General features: G+C 71.9%; 20 protein-coding genes and 1 riboswitch. Of the genes, 7 read left to right on the top strand and 13 right to left on the bottom strand.

Going from position 1 to position 17176, the window contains the following annotated elements; all coding sequences use genetic code 11:
- Positions 1–37: 37 nt before the first annotated feature.
- From AB8735_RS32565 to AB8735_RS32530, 8 genes are all read right to left on the bottom strand, one after another.
- Positions 38–2002, bottom strand: a complete 1965-nt coding sequence (locus AB8735_RS32565; RefSeq protein ID WP_372411250.1) for a prolyl oligopeptidase family serine peptidase — start codon at positions 2000–2002, stop codon at positions 38–40.
- Positions 2003–2286: 284 nt separating this feature from the next.
- Entirely contained in the window at positions 2287–3831 is a 1545-nt protein-coding gene (locus AB8735_RS32560) for an alpha/beta hydrolase (protein WP_344028227.1), read from the bottom strand.
- Positions 3832–3993: 162 nt separating this feature from the next.
- The gene (locus AB8735_RS32555; protein ID WP_344027992.1) at positions 3994–4794 is read right to left on the bottom strand and encodes an urease accessory protein UreD; all 801 of its coding nucleotides are present in this window, start codon (positions 4792–4794) and stop codon (positions 3994–3996) included.
- Complete coding sequence (gene ureG / locus AB8735_RS32550) at positions 4791–5486, bottom strand: urease accessory protein UreG (protein ID WP_344027995.1); 696 nt, start codon at positions 5484–5486, stop codon at positions 4791–4793. The genes AB8735_RS32555 and ureG overlap by 4 nt, the downstream gene beginning before the upstream one ends.
- 662 nt (positions 5487–6148) lie before the next feature.
- Positions 6149–6835: an urease accessory UreF family protein gene (locus AB8735_RS32545; protein WP_344027998.1), complete on the bottom strand. Its 687-nt coding sequence runs from the start codon at positions 6833–6835 to the stop codon at positions 6149–6151.
- Positions 6835–8556 (bottom strand): urease subunit alpha, encoded by a 1722-nt coding sequence (locus AB8735_RS32540; protein WP_372411247.1) that lies wholly within the window; start codon positions 8554–8556, stop codon positions 6835–6837. The genes AB8735_RS32545 and AB8735_RS32540 overlap by 1 nt, the downstream gene beginning before the upstream one ends.
- Entirely contained in the window at positions 8549–8860 is a 312-nt protein-coding gene (locus AB8735_RS32535; RefSeq protein WP_344028003.1) for an urease subunit beta, read from the bottom strand. Before AB8735_RS32535 ends, AB8735_RS32540 begins: the two co-directional genes overlap by 8 nt.
- A 13-nt stretch (positions 8861–8873) precedes the next feature.
- Positions 8874–9176 (bottom strand): urease subunit gamma, encoded by a 303-nt coding sequence (locus AB8735_RS32530; protein WP_344028008.1) that lies wholly within the window; start codon positions 9174–9176, stop codon positions 8874–8876.
- A gap of 196 nt (positions 9177–9372) precedes the next feature.
- Here AB8735_RS32530 and AB8735_RS32525 point away from each other — a divergent pair, with 196 nt between their 5' ends.
- Both AB8735_RS32525 and AB8735_RS32520 read left to right on the top strand, forming a co-directional pair.
- Complete coding sequence (locus tag AB8735_RS32525) at positions 9373–9765, top strand: hypothetical protein (RefSeq protein WP_372411246.1); 393 nt, start codon at positions 9373–9375, stop codon at positions 9763–9765.
- 5 nt (positions 9766–9770) lie between these two features.
- Positions 9771–10349: a TetR/AcrR family transcriptional regulator gene (locus AB8735_RS32520; protein WP_344028014.1), complete on the top strand. Its 579-nt coding sequence runs from the start codon at positions 9771–9773 to the stop codon at positions 10347–10349.
- Between the two features lie 75 nt (positions 10350–10424).
- Here AB8735_RS32520 and AB8735_RS32515 read toward each other — a convergent pair whose 3' ends face one another.
- The 4 genes from AB8735_RS32515 to AB8735_RS32500 all read right to left on the bottom strand — a co-directional run bounded on the left by AB8735_RS32515 (position 10425) and on the right by AB8735_RS32500 (position 13077).
- A complete protein-coding gene (locus tag AB8735_RS32515) occupies positions 10425–11063 on the bottom strand; it encodes an HNH endonuclease family protein (RefSeq protein WP_372411245.1) in 639 nt (212 codons plus the stop codon).
- A gap of 150 nt (positions 11064–11213) precedes the next feature.
- Positions 11214–11786 (bottom strand): HD domain-containing protein, encoded by a 573-nt coding sequence (locus AB8735_RS32510; protein ID WP_372411244.1) that lies wholly within the window; start codon positions 11784–11786, stop codon positions 11214–11216.
- Entirely contained in the window at positions 11786–12058 is a 273-nt protein-coding gene (locus AB8735_RS32505; protein ID WP_344028033.1) for a type II toxin-antitoxin system Phd/YefM family antitoxin, read from the bottom strand. The genes AB8735_RS32510 and AB8735_RS32505 overlap by 1 nt, the downstream gene beginning before the upstream one ends.
- 92 nt (positions 12059–12150) lie before the next feature.
- On the bottom strand, positions 12151–13077 hold the full coding sequence (locus AB8735_RS32500) for a helix-turn-helix domain-containing protein (RefSeq protein WP_344028036.1): 927 nt from the start codon (positions 13075–13077) through the stop codon (positions 12151–12153).
- Between the two features lie 220 nt (positions 13078–13297).
- Between AB8735_RS32500 and AB8735_RS32495 the strand changes: the two genes are divergently transcribed.
- The 3 genes from AB8735_RS32495 (at position 13298) to AB8735_RS32485 (ending at position 15194) form a co-directional block, all read left to right on the top strand.
- Positions 13298–13921 (top strand): ATP-dependent Clp protease proteolytic subunit, encoded by a 624-nt coding sequence (locus tag AB8735_RS32495; RefSeq protein WP_344028039.1) that lies wholly within the window; start codon positions 13298–13300, stop codon positions 13919–13921.
- 6 nt (positions 13922–13927) lie between these two features.
- Positions 13928–14233 (top strand): hypothetical protein, encoded by a 306-nt coding sequence (locus tag AB8735_RS32490; protein WP_372411242.1) that lies wholly within the window; start codon positions 13928–13930, stop codon positions 14231–14233.
- Between the two features lie 284 nt (positions 14234–14517).
- Positions 14518–14715, top strand: a riboswitch (cyclic di-AMP (ydaO/yuaA leader).
- A gap of 5 nt (positions 14716–14720) precedes the next feature.
- A complete protein-coding gene (locus tag AB8735_RS32485; protein ID WP_344028045.1) occupies positions 14721–15194 on the top strand; it encodes a C40 family peptidase in 474 nt (157 codons plus the stop codon).
- A gap of 89 nt (positions 15195–15283) precedes the next feature.
- On the opposite strand, the gene AB8735_RS32480 is transcribed toward AB8735_RS32485, so the two are convergent.
- On the bottom strand, positions 15284–15712 hold the full coding sequence (locus AB8735_RS32480) for an ATP-binding protein (protein WP_344028048.1): 429 nt from the start codon (positions 15710–15712) through the stop codon (positions 15284–15286).
- Between the two features lie 274 nt (positions 15713–15986).
- On the opposite strand from AB8735_RS32480, the gene AB8735_RS32475 reads away from it, so the two are divergent.
- Both AB8735_RS32475 and AB8735_RS32470 read left to right on the top strand, forming a co-directional pair.
- Complete coding sequence (locus tag AB8735_RS32475; RefSeq protein ID WP_372411241.1) at positions 15987–16880, top strand: helix-turn-helix domain-containing protein; 894 nt, start codon at positions 15987–15989, stop codon at positions 16878–16880.
- A 16-nt stretch (positions 16881–16896) separates the two neighbouring features.
- The gene (locus AB8735_RS32470; protein WP_344028053.1) at positions 16897–17148 is read left to right on the top strand and encodes a DUF397 domain-containing protein; all 252 of its coding nucleotides are present in this window, start codon (positions 16897–16899) and stop codon (positions 17146–17148) included.
- The last annotated feature ends 28 nt before the right edge of the window (positions 17149–17176 follow it).

Genomic DNA, 17176 nt, shown 5'->3' with positions numbered 1-17176 from the left:
GCGAGGCCGGAACGTGTCCCGGAACATCCGGCAGGGCCTACAGCCAGCGGTCGTACCAGGCGCGGATGCGCCGGAGGGCGTCGAGTTGATGGGCGCGCTCGTGAAGCCCGTGGCCCTCTCGGGGGTAGACGACGAACTCGTGCTCGACGCCGAAGTGGCGCAGTGCGCGATGGAAGTGGATCGCCTGGCCGAGTGGGACGTTGGTGTCCTGCTCGCCGTGCAGGATCAGGACCGGGGTGCGGATCCGGGACACATAGGAGATCGGGCTGTTCCGGTCGTGGATGTGCGGTCCCGGCCCTTTCCAGCCGGTGCTGCCACCGAGCGCCGCGTCCAGGATTCCGTCGTCGCCGGTCCCGGCCTGCATGCCCCAGTCGCTGATGCCGGCGCCCATGATGGCGGCCTTGAACCGCTCGGTCCGGCCGATGGCCCAGGCCGCCATGAAACCGCCGTGGCTCCAGCCGGAGATGCCCAGGCGTCCGGGATCGGCGACTCCCCCGGCGACCAGCAGGTCGATCCCGGCGAGGATGTCGGTCCACTCGTCGCCGCCCACCGCGCCCGCCACCGCGGCGGCGAACTCATGGCCATGGCCCGACCCGCCCCGGGGGTTGGGCAGGAAGACCGCGTATCCGGCCGTCGCCAGCCACTGGCCGCAGTCGACCACGGTGAGTGCGAACTCGTCGGCGGAGCGGAAGTAAGGGCCTCCGTGGACCAGGGTGACAAGAGGGAAGGGACCGTCGTCCCGAGTCCGGCCCGCAGGCAGGATCAGCAGGCCGTCCAACGGGAGTCCGTCGGACGCCCGGTAGCCGAGCCGTTCCTGGACACCCCAGCGGATCCTGCGGAGTTCGGGACTGGTGTCGCTGAGCCGGGCCAGCGGCCCGCCCGTGGGTCCCGCGTGGACGTTCCTGGGCTCGTACGCAGTGCTCGCCAGCACAGCCAGGGTCTCTCCGGAGCGACTCGCAGTGAGCCCGGCGAGCGTGCCGGTCGCGCAGGACAACCGGTGGAACCGTAGCGACTGCGGATCGAGCCGGTACAGCGCGGTGTCCAGCCCGTCGGCGAACAGCGCCAGGGGCGGCCCGTCGGCGACCTGCACCAGCTCGGTGGGGCAGACGGACATGCCGACCGTGAGATGACGCTGTTCGACGGTCGGGCCGGTCGCCGGCGGGACCGTGTCGAGCACGGCCGGCGCACCCACCAAGTGCCCACGGGGCACCGCCAGGTGGGCCAGATGCCATATCCCGTCGTGATTCCACCAGACCGGGGACCGGGCCTCGACTCCGACCGGGCCCAGGTCCTGAACGGCTTCCGTCTCCGGGGCGACCAGATGCAGTCCTGCCGTCGTGACGCCGGGGTCGGGTTCGGGGGTGGCCCAGCTCAGCACGGCCAGCGGGCCGCCGTCCGGACGCTGGATCACCTCCACTACATGGCGGTCCCCGAGTCCGTTCACGGTGCGGACCTCGCCGGTCGCCAGGTCGAGCAGGCGCAGCCGGGTGACCGGGAGGTGCCGGCCCCAGACCTTCGCGTCGTCGCCCTCGGCCTCCCGGCGTTCGTCCTCCGCGGTGGGCTCGTCCTCGGCGAGCAGCGCGACGGTGCGGCCGTCGGCGAGCGGGTAGTAGTCGCAGATGCCACCGCGCCACCTGGTCAGGGACTCCGCCTTGGCGATGTCCTCGCTGCCGTCCAGAGGGATCCGCCGGAGTTGAGCGATGCCCCGCTCCTCGCGGTCGGAGGTGAGAAACAGAAAAGCCGAGTCCGGCGCCCATTTGGGGGCGGCGTCGCGGGCCGTGCCGTCGGTCAGCCTGCGCGGGGCTGCGCTGCCGTCGGCGGCGGCGACCCATACAGAGCTGTGCGGACGTCCGTCCCTTCCGCTGTTCGCGACCACGCTGTAGGCGACCAGGCGGCCGTCCGGCGAAATGGCCGGTGCCACGGGGACGGCCATGTCCACCACCAGTTCTGCGGTGAGCAAGTCGGGCGGCTCGGCAGCCGGTTGCGGTGCAGGGTGCGGCATGCGGACTGCCTTTCATTTGCCAGTACGGCAAACGGACATCCTGTCGCACTGACGAGCCTGTGTCAGTCGGGTTCGGAGAATCGGGCCGCACGCCGAGGCTTCCCCGCCCAGTAGTGCTGGAAGCAGCCGGGCAATGCCAGCAACCACTACTTGTCCGTCAGGGTCCCAGCCGCACGGTCCGGCGCCTCGTTCACCGCCCGCCCGCGTCCTGGGCCTGCACGCAGCAGCGCCCCGGAGCCGCGGCTCCGGGGCGCTGACCTGCGATACCAGGGGGCTTTACCCGCCTACTTGGCGGCCTTCGGCTCCGGGACGGCGTGCGGGGTGCACGTGACGTCCTTGGCGTCGACCTTGCCGGAGAGCAGGTAGGCGTCGACGCGGCTGTTGATGCAGGGGTTCACCAGGCCGGTGACACCGTGCGAGCCGGCGCCCTGCTCGACGATCAGACGCGAGCCCTTGAAGCGCTTGTGCAGCTCGACCGCGCCCTCGAAGGGGGTGGCCGCGTCACGGGTGGACTGGATGATGAGGGTCTGGGGCAGGCCCTTGTGGGTCTTGACCTCCAGCGGGGTGCCCTGCGGGCCCTTCCAGGTGGCGCAGGGGAGGTTCATCCAGGCGTTGGCCCAGGTCATGAAGGGGGCCTTGCGGTGGACGGCGGTGTTGTCCCGGTCCCACTTCGCCCAGCTGGTGGGCCACTTGGCGTCGGCGCACTCGACGGCGGTGTAGACGGCGTTGCCGTTCTCGGCGGAGACGGCACCGGCCACGTCCGGGCCGGCGGCCTCGACGAGGGCCTTCGTGTCACCGGCGCGGTACTTCGACCAGGCGTCGGCGACCGGGATCCAGGAGCGGTCGTAGTAGGCGGCGCTCTGGAAGAAGTTGATGAGCTCGGCCGGGCCGACGAGCCCGCCGATCGGCTTCTTCTTGGCCTCGGCGCGCAGCTTCAGCCACTGGGCGTGCACCTTGGCCTGCGAGTTGCCGATGTGGTAGACGGAGTCGTGCTTGGCGACCCAGGTCTCCCAGTCCTTGAAGCGGCCCTCGAACGCGATGTCCTGGTCCAGGTTGGCCTGGTACCACACGTTCTCCTGCGCCGGGTTGACGACGCTGTCCACGATCATGCGGCGGACGTGGTTCGGGAAGAGGGTGCCGTAGACGGCGCCGAGGTAGGTGCCGTAGGAGACGCCCAGGTAGTTGAGCTTCTTCTCGCCGAGGGCGGCGCGCACGACGTCGACGTCACGGGCGGTGTTCATCGTCGTCATGTACGGCAGCATCTTGCCGCTGTGCTTGGCGCAGCCGTCCGCGTACTGCTTGGCGAGCTTGCGCTGGGCGCGCTTCTCCGCCTCGTTGGCCGGGACCGGGTCGGCCTTGGGGGCCGCCACGAACTCCTTGGGGTCCACACAGGAGATGGGGGCGGACTTGCCCACACCGCGCGGGTCGAACCCGACGAAGTCGTACGCCTTGGCGATCTTCGTGTAGAGGGGGTTCTTGGCGGTGACCTTGCGCGGGAACGGCAGGCCGGAGCCGCCCGGGCCGCCCGGGTTGTAGACCAGGGAACCCTGGTGCTCCTTGGCGGTGCCGGTGGAGTGCACCCGGCTCACAGCGATCTTGATCTTCGGCCCGTTGGGCTTGGCGTAGTCGATCGGGACGATCACCGAACCGCACTGGATGGGCTTCTCCAGGCCCCAGGTGGCAGGACAGTCCTGCCACTTGATGCCCGTCTTCGCCGCCTGCTCGGCGGCGACCTGCACGCCCTTGGCCTCGGCCGCGCCGCCGGGCACGCGCTCGGTGGCTCCGGCCGACGGGGCGGCCAGGAAGCCCGCGACGAGGGCACCGGTCATCACGGTGCCGGTCGCCGCACCGAGTATCGCTTTTGGTCTCACGTGGGAATCCCCCTGCTGGGAACGCCGCCTCGGTCCCGGGCGGCGATGATCACAGAGCTGCTGGGAGGGATCCTTCCTCCTCACCTGCTGTCATGGACAGGCTGTGCGGTCACTTCTTTACTAATCCGTAAGGATGACGACATGCGCGGCATCGACAGTTGCCCTCTTTACCCGACTCGCCCGGATTTCCTCTGGTCGCAGCAGTCTGCGCAGTTCCAGAGCGTCCGGGGCGACGGCCGTGAGGACCGCCCCGGGGCCGGCGAGCGCCATCACGGCCGCCGTCCGTCCGACCGTCCGGGACTCCTCGGGGAAGTCCGCCAAGGCCGGGTCCACGACGAGAAGTTGTCCCACGGCCCGGTGGCCGCCGAGGACGGCGCCGCCGTCCCAGCCCGGCGCGCCCGGCCCGTAGCGCAGCTCCTGGTCGTAGAGCGGCCGGCCCGCGCGGCACACGGTCAGCCGGGTCGTCAGCCGGCCCGGCCGCTCGCCCGTCCGGCCCAGCACCTGCTCCTCGCGCAGCACCAGCCGGGCGGTGGGAGCGAGTTCGACCCGCGTCGTCATGCGCAGGTCGCTGCCGTGCGCGGAGATCAGCGGCTCGGGCAGCCAGTGCAGGACGGCGCCCTCGCCGACGGTGATCCGGGTGTCGTACGTGGCCTGCGCGCCCGTCCGGCCGGGCAGCGCGAGGGTGGCGGCGGTGGTGGTGAAGCGCAGCGCGGCGCCCGCCTCGACCGTGACGGTCAGCGTCAGCCGGTCGCCGCCGAGCGGGGCGCTCATCGCGCCGACGAGCGCCACGCTCGCCTCCGGGCCGCCCCGGGGGCCGGTCCGGCGGAGGGCGAACGGCCCCTCCCCCGCCAGGACCGGCAACGCCGTGCCACCGCGGCCGTCCGGAGCGGCGACGACACGGGCGGCGGCGCGAACGCTCACGCGGTCCACTGCGCGAGACGCTCGCGCACCCACGCGCGCACCGGTGCCACGCCGTCCTCGGCCGCCAGCGACGTGAAGGCCACCGGCAGGTCGCCGCGCTGCGCCTTGGCGTCGCGGGCCATGCCCTCCAGGTCCACGCCGACGTACGGGGCGAGGTCGGTCTTGTTGACCACCAGCAGGTCGGCGGTGGTGATGCCCGGGCCGCCCTTGCGCGGGATGTCGTCCCCGGCCGCCACGTCGATGACGAAGATCTGGGCGTCGACGAGCCCCTTGGAGAAGGTGGCGGTGAGGTTGTCGCCGCCGGACTCGACGAGGACGAGGTCGAGCGGGCCGACGCCGTCCTCCAGGTCCTCCACCGCCTCCAGGTTCGCGGAGATGTCGTCCCTGATCGCGGTGTGCGGGCAGGCGCCCGTCTCCACCGCGGTGATCCGCTCCGCCGGGAGAACGGCGTTCCGCAGCAGGAACTCGGCGTCCTCGCGGGTGTAGATGTCGTTGGTCACGACCGCGATCGACAACTCGTCGCGCAGGGCGCGGCAGAGGGCGGCGACGGTCGCCGTCTTGCCCGACCCGACGGGGCCGCCGAGGCCGATGCGGAGGGCGCGGCGGGTGCCGTCGGGGCGGAGGGGGGAGGGGGGTGTTGTGCTGTAGGTGTGGCGGTGGGGGAATGTGTTGGAGGAGTGGTCGAGGTGCATGGGGTGCTCCTGGGTGGTGGTTTGGTTGGTTGGGGGCGGTGGGTGGGGGGAGGGGGTTGTGCCCCGGTCCCGCCCTTTCACCGTTTCTTCCGGGGCGGAGCCCCGGGGCCCGGCACCGCGCTGCCGCGCGGTGGGCGGGGCTGCGCCCCTGCGCCCCGGCGGGGGCTGCGCCCCCTGCACCCCTGCTTCCGGGGCTTCGCCCCTGGCCCCCTTTTCGGGGCTCCGCCCCGGACCCCGTTGTCGCGGCTCCGCCGCTCGTCCTCAAACGCCGGACAGGCTGGAGTGCGCGCCCGCGCCTGAAAACCTCACGCCGGAAATCACGCCGGAAAACCTCACGCTGGAAACCCGGCCCGGGCGCACAACCAGCCCGTCCGGCGCTTGAGGACAGCGCCCGCAGGGCGCTTCGGGGGGCCAGGGGCGCAGCCCCGGTCAGGGCCCAGCGGGCATAACCGAGCAGGGGCCCGGCGGGCGCAACCCGAGCGGGGTCCAGGGGGCGCAGCCCCCGGTGGGGCGCAGGGGCGAAGCCCCGCCCACCCGCGCGGCAGCGCGGAACCGCCCCCACCGCGCGCAGCGCGACCCCCGCGCGCGGCAGCGCGCAGCGGGGTGACGCAGGGGCGGCAGCCCCTGCGAAAACGGATTAGGGCGGGGCGGGGAGCAAACCCTCACGAAGCAAACAACCGCACCGACCACGCCGCATGCCCCTCCGCCATCACATCCAACAACGGCCCCGACGCCGCCGGCAGCACCTCGGCCCCCTCGACAAGCGCCCGCCCCGCCACCTCCGCCGCCTCCGCCGCGACCCCGTCCATATCCGCCGCCAACCGCGCCAACACCCCCGTCGCCTCGAACGGATCGAGCCCCACCAGCCGCACCACCGCCGTCGCCGGGCCGCTCACCGCCTCGTACGCGACCACGTACGCCGCCTCCAGCGGCCCGAGTCCGGCGGCACGCGCCGTCACTCCCAGGACGACGGGCTGGTGCACACCCCGCGGCCGGGCGGCCGCGAGTTCGTCCAGGGCGGTGCACGGCCACGCGGCCCGCGCGGCGCGCATCATCTGGCGGCCGAGGCGGCGGGCGGAGGCGCGCAGCACCGCCGAGGGCGTGCGCGCGTCCGCGGCCTCGTCCAGCAGCAGCGGGTCGGCCCCGGCCGCCGCCGCGGCCGCGAGGGCGGCGGCGGTCAGCCCGGCCGTGTGCAACCGCCCCCGGCAGAAGGCCTCCAGCGAGGCCGCGTCCCGGATCCGTCCGGCCTCGACGGCGGCCTCCGCGCCGCCGGAGTGGGCGTGCCCGCCGGCGGGGAAGCGTCCGTCGGCGAGGACGAGCAGCGGTGCCAGTCCGGCGGTCACGGCCATCAGAAGAGGAAGTACCGCTGGGTCATGGGCAGTTCCGCCGCGGGCCGCGGCTCGACGGGGACACCGTCGATCATCACGGTGAACGTGTCGGGGTCGACCTCGACCCGCGGCCGGGCGTCGTTGTTGCGCATCTCCGCCTTGGTCACCCCACGGGTGTCGCGGATCGGCACGAAGCGCTTGCCGAGCCCGAGCCGCTCGGGCAGCCCGTCGTCCAGCGCCCACTGCGTCACGAAGTTGAGGGAGTTGGCGGCGGGGGCCCGTCCGAGCGCGCCGAACATCGGCCGCGGCAGCACCGGTTGCGGCGTGGGGATGGACGCGTTCGCGTCGCCCATCTGCGCCCATGCGATCTGTCCGCCCTTGAGCACGAGCAGCGGCTTGACCCCGAAGAAGGCGGGGTCCCACAGCACCAGGTCGGCGAGCTTGCCCTCCTCCACGGAGCCGATCTCGCCGTCGAGTCCCTGGGCGACGGCCGGGTTGACGGTGTACTTCGCGACGTACCGCCGGGCGCGCCGGTTGTCCGCCGCCCCGTCCCCCGGCAGCGGTCCGCGCCGCCGCTTCATGACGTGGGCCGTCTGCCAGGTGCGCAGGACGGTCTCGCCGATCCGTCCCATGGCCTGGGAGTCCGAGGAGATGATGGAGATGGCCCCGAGGTCGTGCAGGACGTCCTCGGCGGCGATGGTGCCGGGCCGGATGCGGGACTCGGCGAAGGCGAGGTCCTCGGGGACCGTGGGGTTGAGGTGGTGGCACACCATCAGCATGTCGAGGTGTTCCTCGACCGTGTTGACCGTGTGCGGCCGCGTCGGATTGGTGGAGCTGGGAAGGACGTTGGCCTCGGAGACGACGGTGATGATGTCGGGTGCGTGCCCTCCGCCGGCGCCTTCGGTGTGGTACGCGTGGATGGAGCGGCCGCCGATGGCGGCGAGGGTGTCGCCGACGAAGCCCGCCTCGTTGAGGGTGTCGGTGTGGATGGCGAGCTGGGCGCCGCTCTCCTCGCAGACGGACAGGCAGGCGTCGATGACGGCGGGCGTCGCCCCCCAGTCCTCATGGATCTTGAACCCCACCGCGCCGCCCCGCAGTTGGGCGCGCATCGCGTCGCGCGAGACGGTGTTGCCCTTCCCCAGCAGGCCGATGTTGACGGGGTACGCCTCCAGCGCCTCGAACATCCGGGCAAGGTGCCAGGATCCGGGGGTGATGGTGGTGGCCTTGCTGCCCTCGGCCGGTCCGGTGCCGCCGCCGACGAGGGTGGTGACGCCGGAGGCGAGGGCGGTCTCGGCGGCCTGCGGGCAGATGAAGTGGACGTGGGCGTCGATGGCTCCGGCGGTGAGGATCCGTCCGTTCCCCGCGATGATCTCGGTCTCGGGGCCGATCACCAGGTCGGGGTGGACCCCGTCCATCGTGTCGGGGTTGCCCGCCTTCCCGATGCCGGTGATCCGGCCGTCGCGGATGCCGACGTCCGCCTTGACTATGCCCCAGTGGTCGAGGATCAGGGCGCCGGTGATCACGGTGTCGGGGGCGCCCTCGGCCCGGGTGACCCGGGACTGGCCCATGGACTCGCGGATGACCTTGCCGCCGCCGAAGACGGCCTCGTCCCCCGCGTGCCCCGGTCCCCCGCAGCGGTCCTCCTCCACCTCGATCAGCAGATCGGTGTCGGCGAGGCGGACCCGGTCGCCGGTGGTGGGCCCGTACAGCCCGGCGTAGGCACCCCGTTCGAGCTCACGCATCGAGCTGTCCCCCGCACTCCCCGCGCAGCCCCTCGACGATCCGCTTGCCGGCGATCGGGACGAGGTCCACCTCGGCCGGGATGCCGGGTTCGAAGCGGACGGCGGTTCCGGCCGCGACGTCCAGCCGTTTGCCGCGGGCGGCCGCGCGGTCGAAGTCCAGGCCGGGGTTGGCCTCGGCGAAGTGGTAGTGGGAGCCGACCTGGACGGGCCGGTCGGCGGTGTTGAGCACGGTCAACCGGGTGCGGTGCAGCCCTTCGTTGAGCCGGACGGGAGCCTCTGCGTACAGGACTTCTCCGGGAATCATTGCTGCTCCCCCTTCACGCGATGGGCTCGTGGACGGTCACGAGCTTGGTCCCGTCCGGGAAGGTGGCCTCGACCTGGACGTCGTGGATCATCTCGGGGATGCCCGTCATGACCTCGTCGCGGGTGAGGACCTTGCGTCCCGAGGACATCAACTCGGCCACGGTGCGGCCGTCCCGGGCGCCTTCGAGGATGTGCACGGTGATCAGCGCCACGGCCTCGGGGTGGTTGAGCAGCAGCCCGCGCGCCCGGCGTTTCTCGGCGACGTCGGCGGCCACGTGGATGAGCAGGCGTTCCTGCTCGTGCGGGGTCAGTTGCACGCGTCCCACCTCACTGTCGTCCGAACGCAGCGGGACATTACCCCAGTTCAGCACGGTGCCGAGCCGGTGGAGTCCCCCCGGGGACCGGTGATTGCAGATTAGGGCGCAAGCTTTTCCACCGCGTTAACTGACGCTTTGCCAGGCCGTGGCCAACGCCACAGACGCAAACGTTATCCAGCCGGATAATCTTATCCGCGTGGATAACAAACTCTACGGGCGGGTGCGCGCCCTGTTCACCACCGTCCTGGTCGTCTCGGTCGCCACGCTCGGCGCGGCGGCGGTCCTGGGCGGCAACTCCGCCGTGTGGGTCCGCGGCGTCATCGTCGTGGCGATCTCCGCCGTACTCATCGCGCTGGCCGGGCGGGCCTTCCGCGGCAGCCGCTCCGCCTATCTGCGCATGCGCGTGATGTCCACGGTCGCCCCGCTCGCCATCGTGGTCATCGTCGCGCTGCCGCACGACGGCTTCCCGGTGTGGATGAAGGCGGAACAGTCCTTCGTCGGCCTCCTGTTGGCGGCGGTGTCGGTCATGACCGGCCGCAAGGACGTCCGCCGGGCCTACCCCAGGACCGCCCCCGGCCGGGGGGTGTGACGCCCATGACCGACCGGCAGACCGCCACCGCCGCCCGCAAGGAACAGATCACCCGGGCCGCGATCGCCCTGCTGGCCGCGCGCGGCCCTCAGGGCACCACCTTCGACGCCATCTGCAAGGAGGCCGGACTCAGCAGCAAGCGGCTCATCACGTACCACTTCTCCAGCAAGGACGAACTGTTCGCGGCCGTCGCCGACCAGGTCGTCGCCGACGCCGAGACCTTCATGCGGCCCGCGCTCGACGCCGCGACCGGTCACCGCGAACTGCTCGCCGCCGCCATCCGCGCGAACGTGGGGTTCATCGCCGGCCGCCCGCAGCAGGTCCGGGCCCTCCAGCAACTCCTGCTCCACGAGGGCCTGAGCCACTACGAGCAGCACCACGCCGAGGCGTTGGACCGGCTGGCCCGCATGCTCGCCGACGGGCAGCGCGCGGGAGCCTTCCGCCCCTTCGACCCCCGGGTCATGGCGGCGGCGCTGCGCGCATCGATCGACGCCACGGCCCCGCTGCTGTCCGCCGGGCACGATCCCGGGGCGTGCGCGGACGAGTTGGTCGCGCTCTTCGACCGCGCCGTACGGCCCGAGTGATCCGTTCCGTCCATTGCGCCGCCCCGCGGTGACGGACCACAGGGCGCGGACCGGGCGGGGCGGTGTCCGGCCCGGTCAGCAGCCGGCCAGGATGCCGGTGAGCTTGTCCTTCTCCGCCGTGTCGACGCTCAGCCCGTAGTCGTGCTTCACCGTGACCCACATCTGCGCGTACGTACAGGCGTAACCCTTCAGCGGCGGCATCCACTTCGCCGGATCCTTGTCGCCCTTGGCCTGGTTGACGCGGTCGGTGACGGCGATCAGCTGAGAGCGGGTCAGGTCGTTGGCGTACTTCTGCCGGTCGGCCCTGGTCCACTTGTCGGCGCCGGAGCGCCAGGCCTCGGCGAGGGGGACGACGTGGTCGATGTCGATGTCGGAGGCGTCTTTCCAGGTGGCGCCGTCGTAGGGCGAGTACCACGTGCCGGAGACGGCGGCGCACTTGCCGTTCTGCCCGACGTCCTCGCCGTCCCGCTGGAGGACGACCTCGCGGGTGTTGCACTCCCCGTGCTGCGTGATCCAGTGCGGGAACTGGGCCCGGCTGTACCCGTCGAGGGTGCCCTCGGCCCGGACGGTCAGCGTCCCGACGTAGGCGCGGGCGGTGGCGGCGTCCACCGGGGCGGGCGGCGCGGCCTGGGCGGTGGGGCCGGTGAGGACGATCGTGCCGACGAGGGCGGTGAGGCCGGCGGCCACGGATATGCGACGCGCGTAGACGCTCATGCGCAACTCTCCTGGTGGGGTCGGGGGTCTGACGAGGCATCAGATTGCTGGCGCTCGATGAATGGGGGGTGAGTGCCAGGCAACACGATGACGACATGCCCATGCCAACACAAGAGTTACGGCAGTGATCTCCCTCTCGGAGCTATTTCTCTACCGCCGCGCCTGTCCGGCCTCCGCGGCCACCCGCTCCCGCAGCTCGTCGAGCAGCGCCGGATTGACGATGGTCACGATCGCCTCGATCCGCCCGGGCTCGGCCGCGGCCCACAACACGTCCCGTGCGGCACGGTACTTCGCGGCCAGCCGGGCCCGCTGCTCCTCGGGGAGCCGTGCGAGGCGCGCGGGGTGACAGTTGTGCGCGTTGTCCGAGATCTTGACGAGGACGGCGTCGCCCCCGTCGTCGGCGATCCGCCGGATCATCTCCTCGTAGGGCACCCCCGGCCGATTGGTGACCTGTTCCACGATGCCGACCACCCGGGCCGGGACGCCCGCGGCCAGCAGCCGCTCCGCCGTCCACTCCGTGTCCTCGACGACGTCGTGCAGCAGCCCGGCCATCCGCAGTTCGGGCCCGAAGGGGGCCAGTCCCGCCGCCACCGCCCGCACATGCTCGACGTACGGGACGCCGATCCGGTCGGTCTGTCCCGCGTGCGCCCGCGCCGCCAGCCCGTCCACCCAGGCGACGGACGCGTCGGACGCGACGGACGCATCGAACGCGTCGGACGCCATCAGTGCCGTTCCCGGTGTTCCGCCGCGATGCCGAAGCGCCGGCGTTCGCCGGGGGCGGACGACAGCGGGTGCGCCGTCGAGACCGTACTGATCACCGTCTCGTCCTCCGCTCCCCCGTCCTGCTCCAGCCGCTGCAGGTCGGCGGCGGACACCAGGGCGACCAGCGGCTTCCCGTGCCGCGTGACGACGACCCGCTCGCCGCCGTAGACGACGCGGTTGATCAGGTCCGCGAGCTCGGCCCGGGCTTGCGTCACAGGAATTTCGTAGGTCATGCCTCCAGCTTAGGCGGCGTCCATGAGGTGCACACGGTCCGGGAGGAAGGGGAGAAATCCCTCGTCCAAGGGGGGCTGCCGGGGCGGCGGCGTCAGAGCGGCACCAGATCCGAATGCCGGCGACGGCGGCCCGGAGCCGAGCTGAGGGCCGAGTACACCCGCGGATTGCCGATGTAGACGCTGGACCAGTCGTCGGTGAGGGTGTGGAAACCGGCCGGGGTGCAGCCGGTCAGCAGGCGGAAGTCGCGGTTGAGGTGGGACTGGTCGGCGTAACCGCACATCGCGGCGGCGTCGGCCCAGGAGGGCGGACGGGCGCCGCGCATGAGGGACATGACGCGCTGCAGCCGGGCGATGCGGGCCACGGTCTTGGGCGGCAGCCCGACCTCGTGGTGGAAGCGGGCGGTCAAGTGCTGCCGGGACCAGCCCACTTCGTCCGCCACCACGCCGATCGGCACGGCCGCCGGGCCGGTCAGCCGTCTCCAGACCCAGTCGACCTGGGGCGGCAGCTCCGGCCCCGCGCCGATGCGGGCCAGCAGGAAATCATCGGTGATCCGGAACCGGGTGGGCCAGTCCGGGGCCTCGGCGAGCCGTTCGGTGAGCCGTCGGCCGTCCGGGCCCAGGAGATCGGTGAAGTGCACTCTCCTGCGGGCCAGTTCCCACAGGGGGAAACCGAACAGCGCACGGGCCCCCAGGGGCGTGAGGAGCGCCACCAGGCCGTACTCCCGTCCGGACTGCCGGATGGCGAAGGGGCGGTCGCTCAGCCCGGACACCGGAGAGAGCACGAGGCTCCGCGGCGGCCCCGGGGCGTCGGTGACAAGGCTCCGGACCGGTGTCTCGAAGTCGATGAGGAGCATCACCGCCGCCAGCGCCGTCACCTGCCGCACCTGCGGCCGGGGCAGCGAGAAGTCCGCCCCCGTGTATCCCAGGACATGGCCGGCCAGCAGGGGGTGCGGGTCGCGGAAGGCGAGTTCGGCCGAGTGGGCCTCCTTGATGACGGTCACCGTCGTCGGGTCGTCCATGCAGTCGCTCCCTTCGGCGGCCCATCACGCCGAATCCCCTTGATACAGACCCTACTTTCTCCCACGCTCCTGCCGGAGTCCTCGCCCGCCACCGTCGTGCGGAAGCCCTCACGAACCCTTCGCGGAGCGGTCCCCCCTCACAGACAAACGTACGTACTGTACATTTTTTACAGACGGCCCGCCTCACGGACGGGCCCGTACCCATGCGAGGAGCACACCCATGACCCTCCGCCCCACCGCCCGCCACGTCCTCCCCGAGTTCACCGAGCGCACCGCCTACGGCCACCGCACCCTCGACCCCTACTCCAAACTCCTGGAGGGGCGGATCGTCATGCTGGGGACGGCGGTCGACGACACCGCGGCCACCGATGTGATCGCGCAGTTGATGCAGTTGGAGCACGCGGCGCCCGGGCAGGACATCGCGCTCTACCTCAACTCCCCCGGCGGCTCCTTCGCCGCGCTGTGCGCCGTGCACGACACGATGCGCTACATCGACTGCGACGTCGAGACGGTCTGTCTGGGCCGGGCCGGGCCCGCGGCCGCACTGCTGCTGGCGGCCGGGACACCGGGGAAGCGGTCGGTGCTGCCGCACGCGCGGGTGGTCGTCGGGCCGCCCGGGCTGCCCGGGCCCGTCCAGGGACAGCCCTCCGATCTGGCCCTGCACGCCGAGGAGTTGCTGCGGCAGCGGGACCTCCAGACGGAGCTGCTGGCCCGGTACACGGGGCGGAGCGCCGAGCGGGTACGGGAGGAGACCGGGCGGGACGTCGTCCTCGACGCGGCCGGGGCCGTGGCCTACGGGCTCGCCGACCGGATCGTCGGCCACCGCGCCGGGAACGGGGGGTGACCTGCGATGCTGCCCGAACTCCCGCCGCTGCCCGCCCTGACCCGCGCCGAGGGCGAGCTGGTGGACCGCTATCTCGAGGTACTGGATCTCCTCGGCCGGATCAATCCCGCCCGCGGGCGCGACACGTACGGAGGGCTACGAGCCGCGCAGGCTCTGGTGGTCGCGGCCACCGGTCTGCGGGACGCCCTGACCGTCATGTTCGAGCGAGGTGAACGCGAGGTGTACACGGGGACAATGGCGCGTGCGATGCGTGTTCTGGACGGGGAGCGGCGCACCACGCGGCTGATGTTGCCGCCGTCGTCCGCGAGTTGAGGAACGGAAACGCTTTTCATCTGGATTCCGTCAGACGGCGGACGCGATCGTGGACACCGCGCAGTGATCACTCTGCGCGGAACGCGCACACGGCGCGCGAGTGATCGCTAACCGGCGCAGGTGACGGACTCACCCCGGGCCGCCGATGACGGTCAAATCGCCGCGCGTCCACCTGAATTGCCCACAGGTGACGAGGCTCACATAACGAGAGTTCCCCTCGGCTTCGGCGCCGCGGCTGCGCCAAGATCCTCGGGACGACAAGACCCCGCCACACGGCGGGGCGGTCCGGGCGGACGCCGAACCCTGCCGCCGCCGGGACGACGGGTCGACACAGGGAGTGATCGGCAGGGATGGAGGACCCGAGCACGGCGGGACGGCTCTCCGGAGCCGGCCCTTGGGGTGAAGCCGCCCTTGGCGGCCGGGCATTCTTCGCCTGCCCGAACCCGACAGGCAATCCTTCACAGGCGGCTGACGAAGGGTATGCGACATGGGCGCGCACAAACGTCCCGCAAGGCTGTCCAAAGCCAAGGCCGCATCGGCCCTGACCCTCGCCGCAGTCGGCGTCACGGTGCTGACGCCGGCCGGAACCTCCAAGGCGGAAGCGGCGTCCGTCTCGGTCAGGGCCCTGCAGATCGCCGTATCCAAGCAGGGCTCGCCTTATCAATGGGGCGCGACGGGCCCGTACAGCTTCGACTGCTCGGGCCTGACCCTCTACTCCTTCAAGCGGGCCGGCAAGCAGCTGCCCCGCACGGCCGCTGCCCAGTACAACCGCACCCGCCATATTCCGCGTTCGGCGCGTGAGCGCGGCGACCTGGTGTTCTTCCACTCCGGACGGGGCGTCTACCACGTCGGGATATACGCGGGGAACGGCAAGATCCTGCACGCCCCCAAGACCGGTTCCGTGGTCCGCTTCGAGCGGATCTGGACGAACAACGTCTGGTACGGCCGGGTGGGCGACTGACGGCGTTCCCCCGGGGGAGGGAGCGTCTGCCGGGCGGTGCGGGATCCCGCGCCGCCCGGCACCGGTGCGCGGGGGCCGGCGCAAGGGCCTCAGCACACGGGGACGGTCCACGGCAGGCGGATCCACACCGTCTTGCCGCCGTCCTCGGCCGGAGTGAACCAGAGCCGGCCGCCCCGCTCGGCGGCGAGCCAGCGGACGATCACCAACCCCCGCCCGTTGTCCTGCTGGACGGCCGCCGGAAGCCGCCGGGGGTAACGGGGGTGGCTGTCGGTGACCCCGATGCTCAGCTCCTCGTCCCGCTCCAGATACATATCCACGGTGAAGACGGGCGACTGGCCACGGGTGTGCAGCACGGCGTTGGTGGCGAGTTCGGAGACGATCAGCCGTACCGCCTCCGCCTCCTCGGTGCCGTCCGGCAGCCCCCACTCCGCGAGCACGGACGCGACGTAGCGGCGGGCCGTGGCGACCGAGGCCGGGGTGCTCGGCAGGGTGACGGATGCTTCCTGGTGGTCTGCCATGGCGCTGCCCCTTTCCCGCCGGTGCCGTTCACGGAAGGAACCCCGGGCGGCTCTGCAGGACAGGGTGCCACTGATAACGACCGGGATGGGAGCGATGGACCGGGATATGCATATATCTGTCGCTCGAAGCGGTGAACTCTGCGACGGGAGACCGCATGCGGTCGGCGTCATGGTCTATTGACTCTCGTGGGCAGGCACGAGTGGCTCTCATGGGCCGGCCGGCTCTCATGCGCCGGCACAGAGGCGTGGGCACGCGCGAGGGGAGGGACGGCCGATGCGGTACGGACCCGCGGTGCGCCGCCGCAAACTCGGCGCCGAGCTGCGCCGCCAGCGCGAACTCACCGGAATGACCAGCCGGCAGGCCGCCGACGTGGTCGGCTGGCACCAGTCGAAGGTGAGCCGGATCGAGACGGGCAGCAGCGGCGCCAAACCCTCCGACGTCGCCCGGCTGCTGGACGCCTATCGGGTCGCCGATCCCGAACTGCGCGCGCTGCTCGGGGCGTTGTGCGGGGCGGACACCACGGGTCCGGGGGACGGGCGGACGGGGGCCCGGCGCGGCTGGTGGTACGCCTACCGCGATCTGCTGCCCTCCGCCTATCTGGACTTCATCAGCCTGGAGTCGGAGGCCTCGCGCTCGCGCACCCTGGAGACCACCGTGGTGCCGGGCCTGTTGCAGACCCCGGAGTACGCGCGCGCGGTGACCCGGGCCGCGCTCGCCGACCCGCCCGACCACCAGGTCGACGAGCTGGTCCGGGTGCGCATGGCCCGGCAGGCGGTGCTCCACCGCGAGCAGCCCGGAAAGCCGCTGGAGTTGTGCGCGGTCCTGGACGAGGCGGTGCTCCGCCATGAAGTGGGCAGTCCCGAGGTGATGGCGGGACAGCTGGGACATCTGCTGGCAACGGCCGCCCTGCCGAACGTACGGCTGCACGTCCTCCCCTTCTCCCGGGGCAACCACATCGGTATCACCGGGCCTTTCGTCATCTTCTCCTTTCCGCGCATCGCCGATCTGGACGTGGTCGTGCTCGACCACTTGACGAGTAGCCTCTACTTGGAACGGAAAGAAGACCTCCGGGCGTACGCCTCCGCGTTCGCCATACTCCGGGCGCACGCCCTCCCGCACGAGAAGTCCTTGGACTACATCGCAGGGATCCATCACGGTACGCAGTGACGCTCAGGGAGGCGCCATGTCCGCACCGCCGCGGTCCGTACCCTTTCGTCCGGCTCTTCCGGTCCTTCCGGCGCTGTGTGTCGCCCGATGGAGGCGCAGCAGTCACAGCACGGGGATGAACAACTGCGTCGAGGCGGCCTCCCTCGGCGCGGGCCTGCTGGCGGTGCGCGACTCCAAGTGGGCGGCGGGACCGGCCCTGTTGCTGCCGTCCACGGCCTGGTGCCCGTTCGTCGCCCTGGTGCGGCGGGGCGGCCCGGGCCTCCGGTGAAGGGGGGGCATCACCCGGGCGTTCGGCA

Origin of the sequence: Streptomyces luteireticuli, from assembly GCF_041519305.1 — a bacterium.
Lineage (GTDB): Bacteria > Actinomycetota > Actinomycetes > Streptomycetales > Streptomycetaceae > Streptomyces > Streptomyces luteireticuli.
Note: the sequence above shows the minus strand (reverse complement) of the source record. Positions and strands in the feature narration are given on the sequence as shown.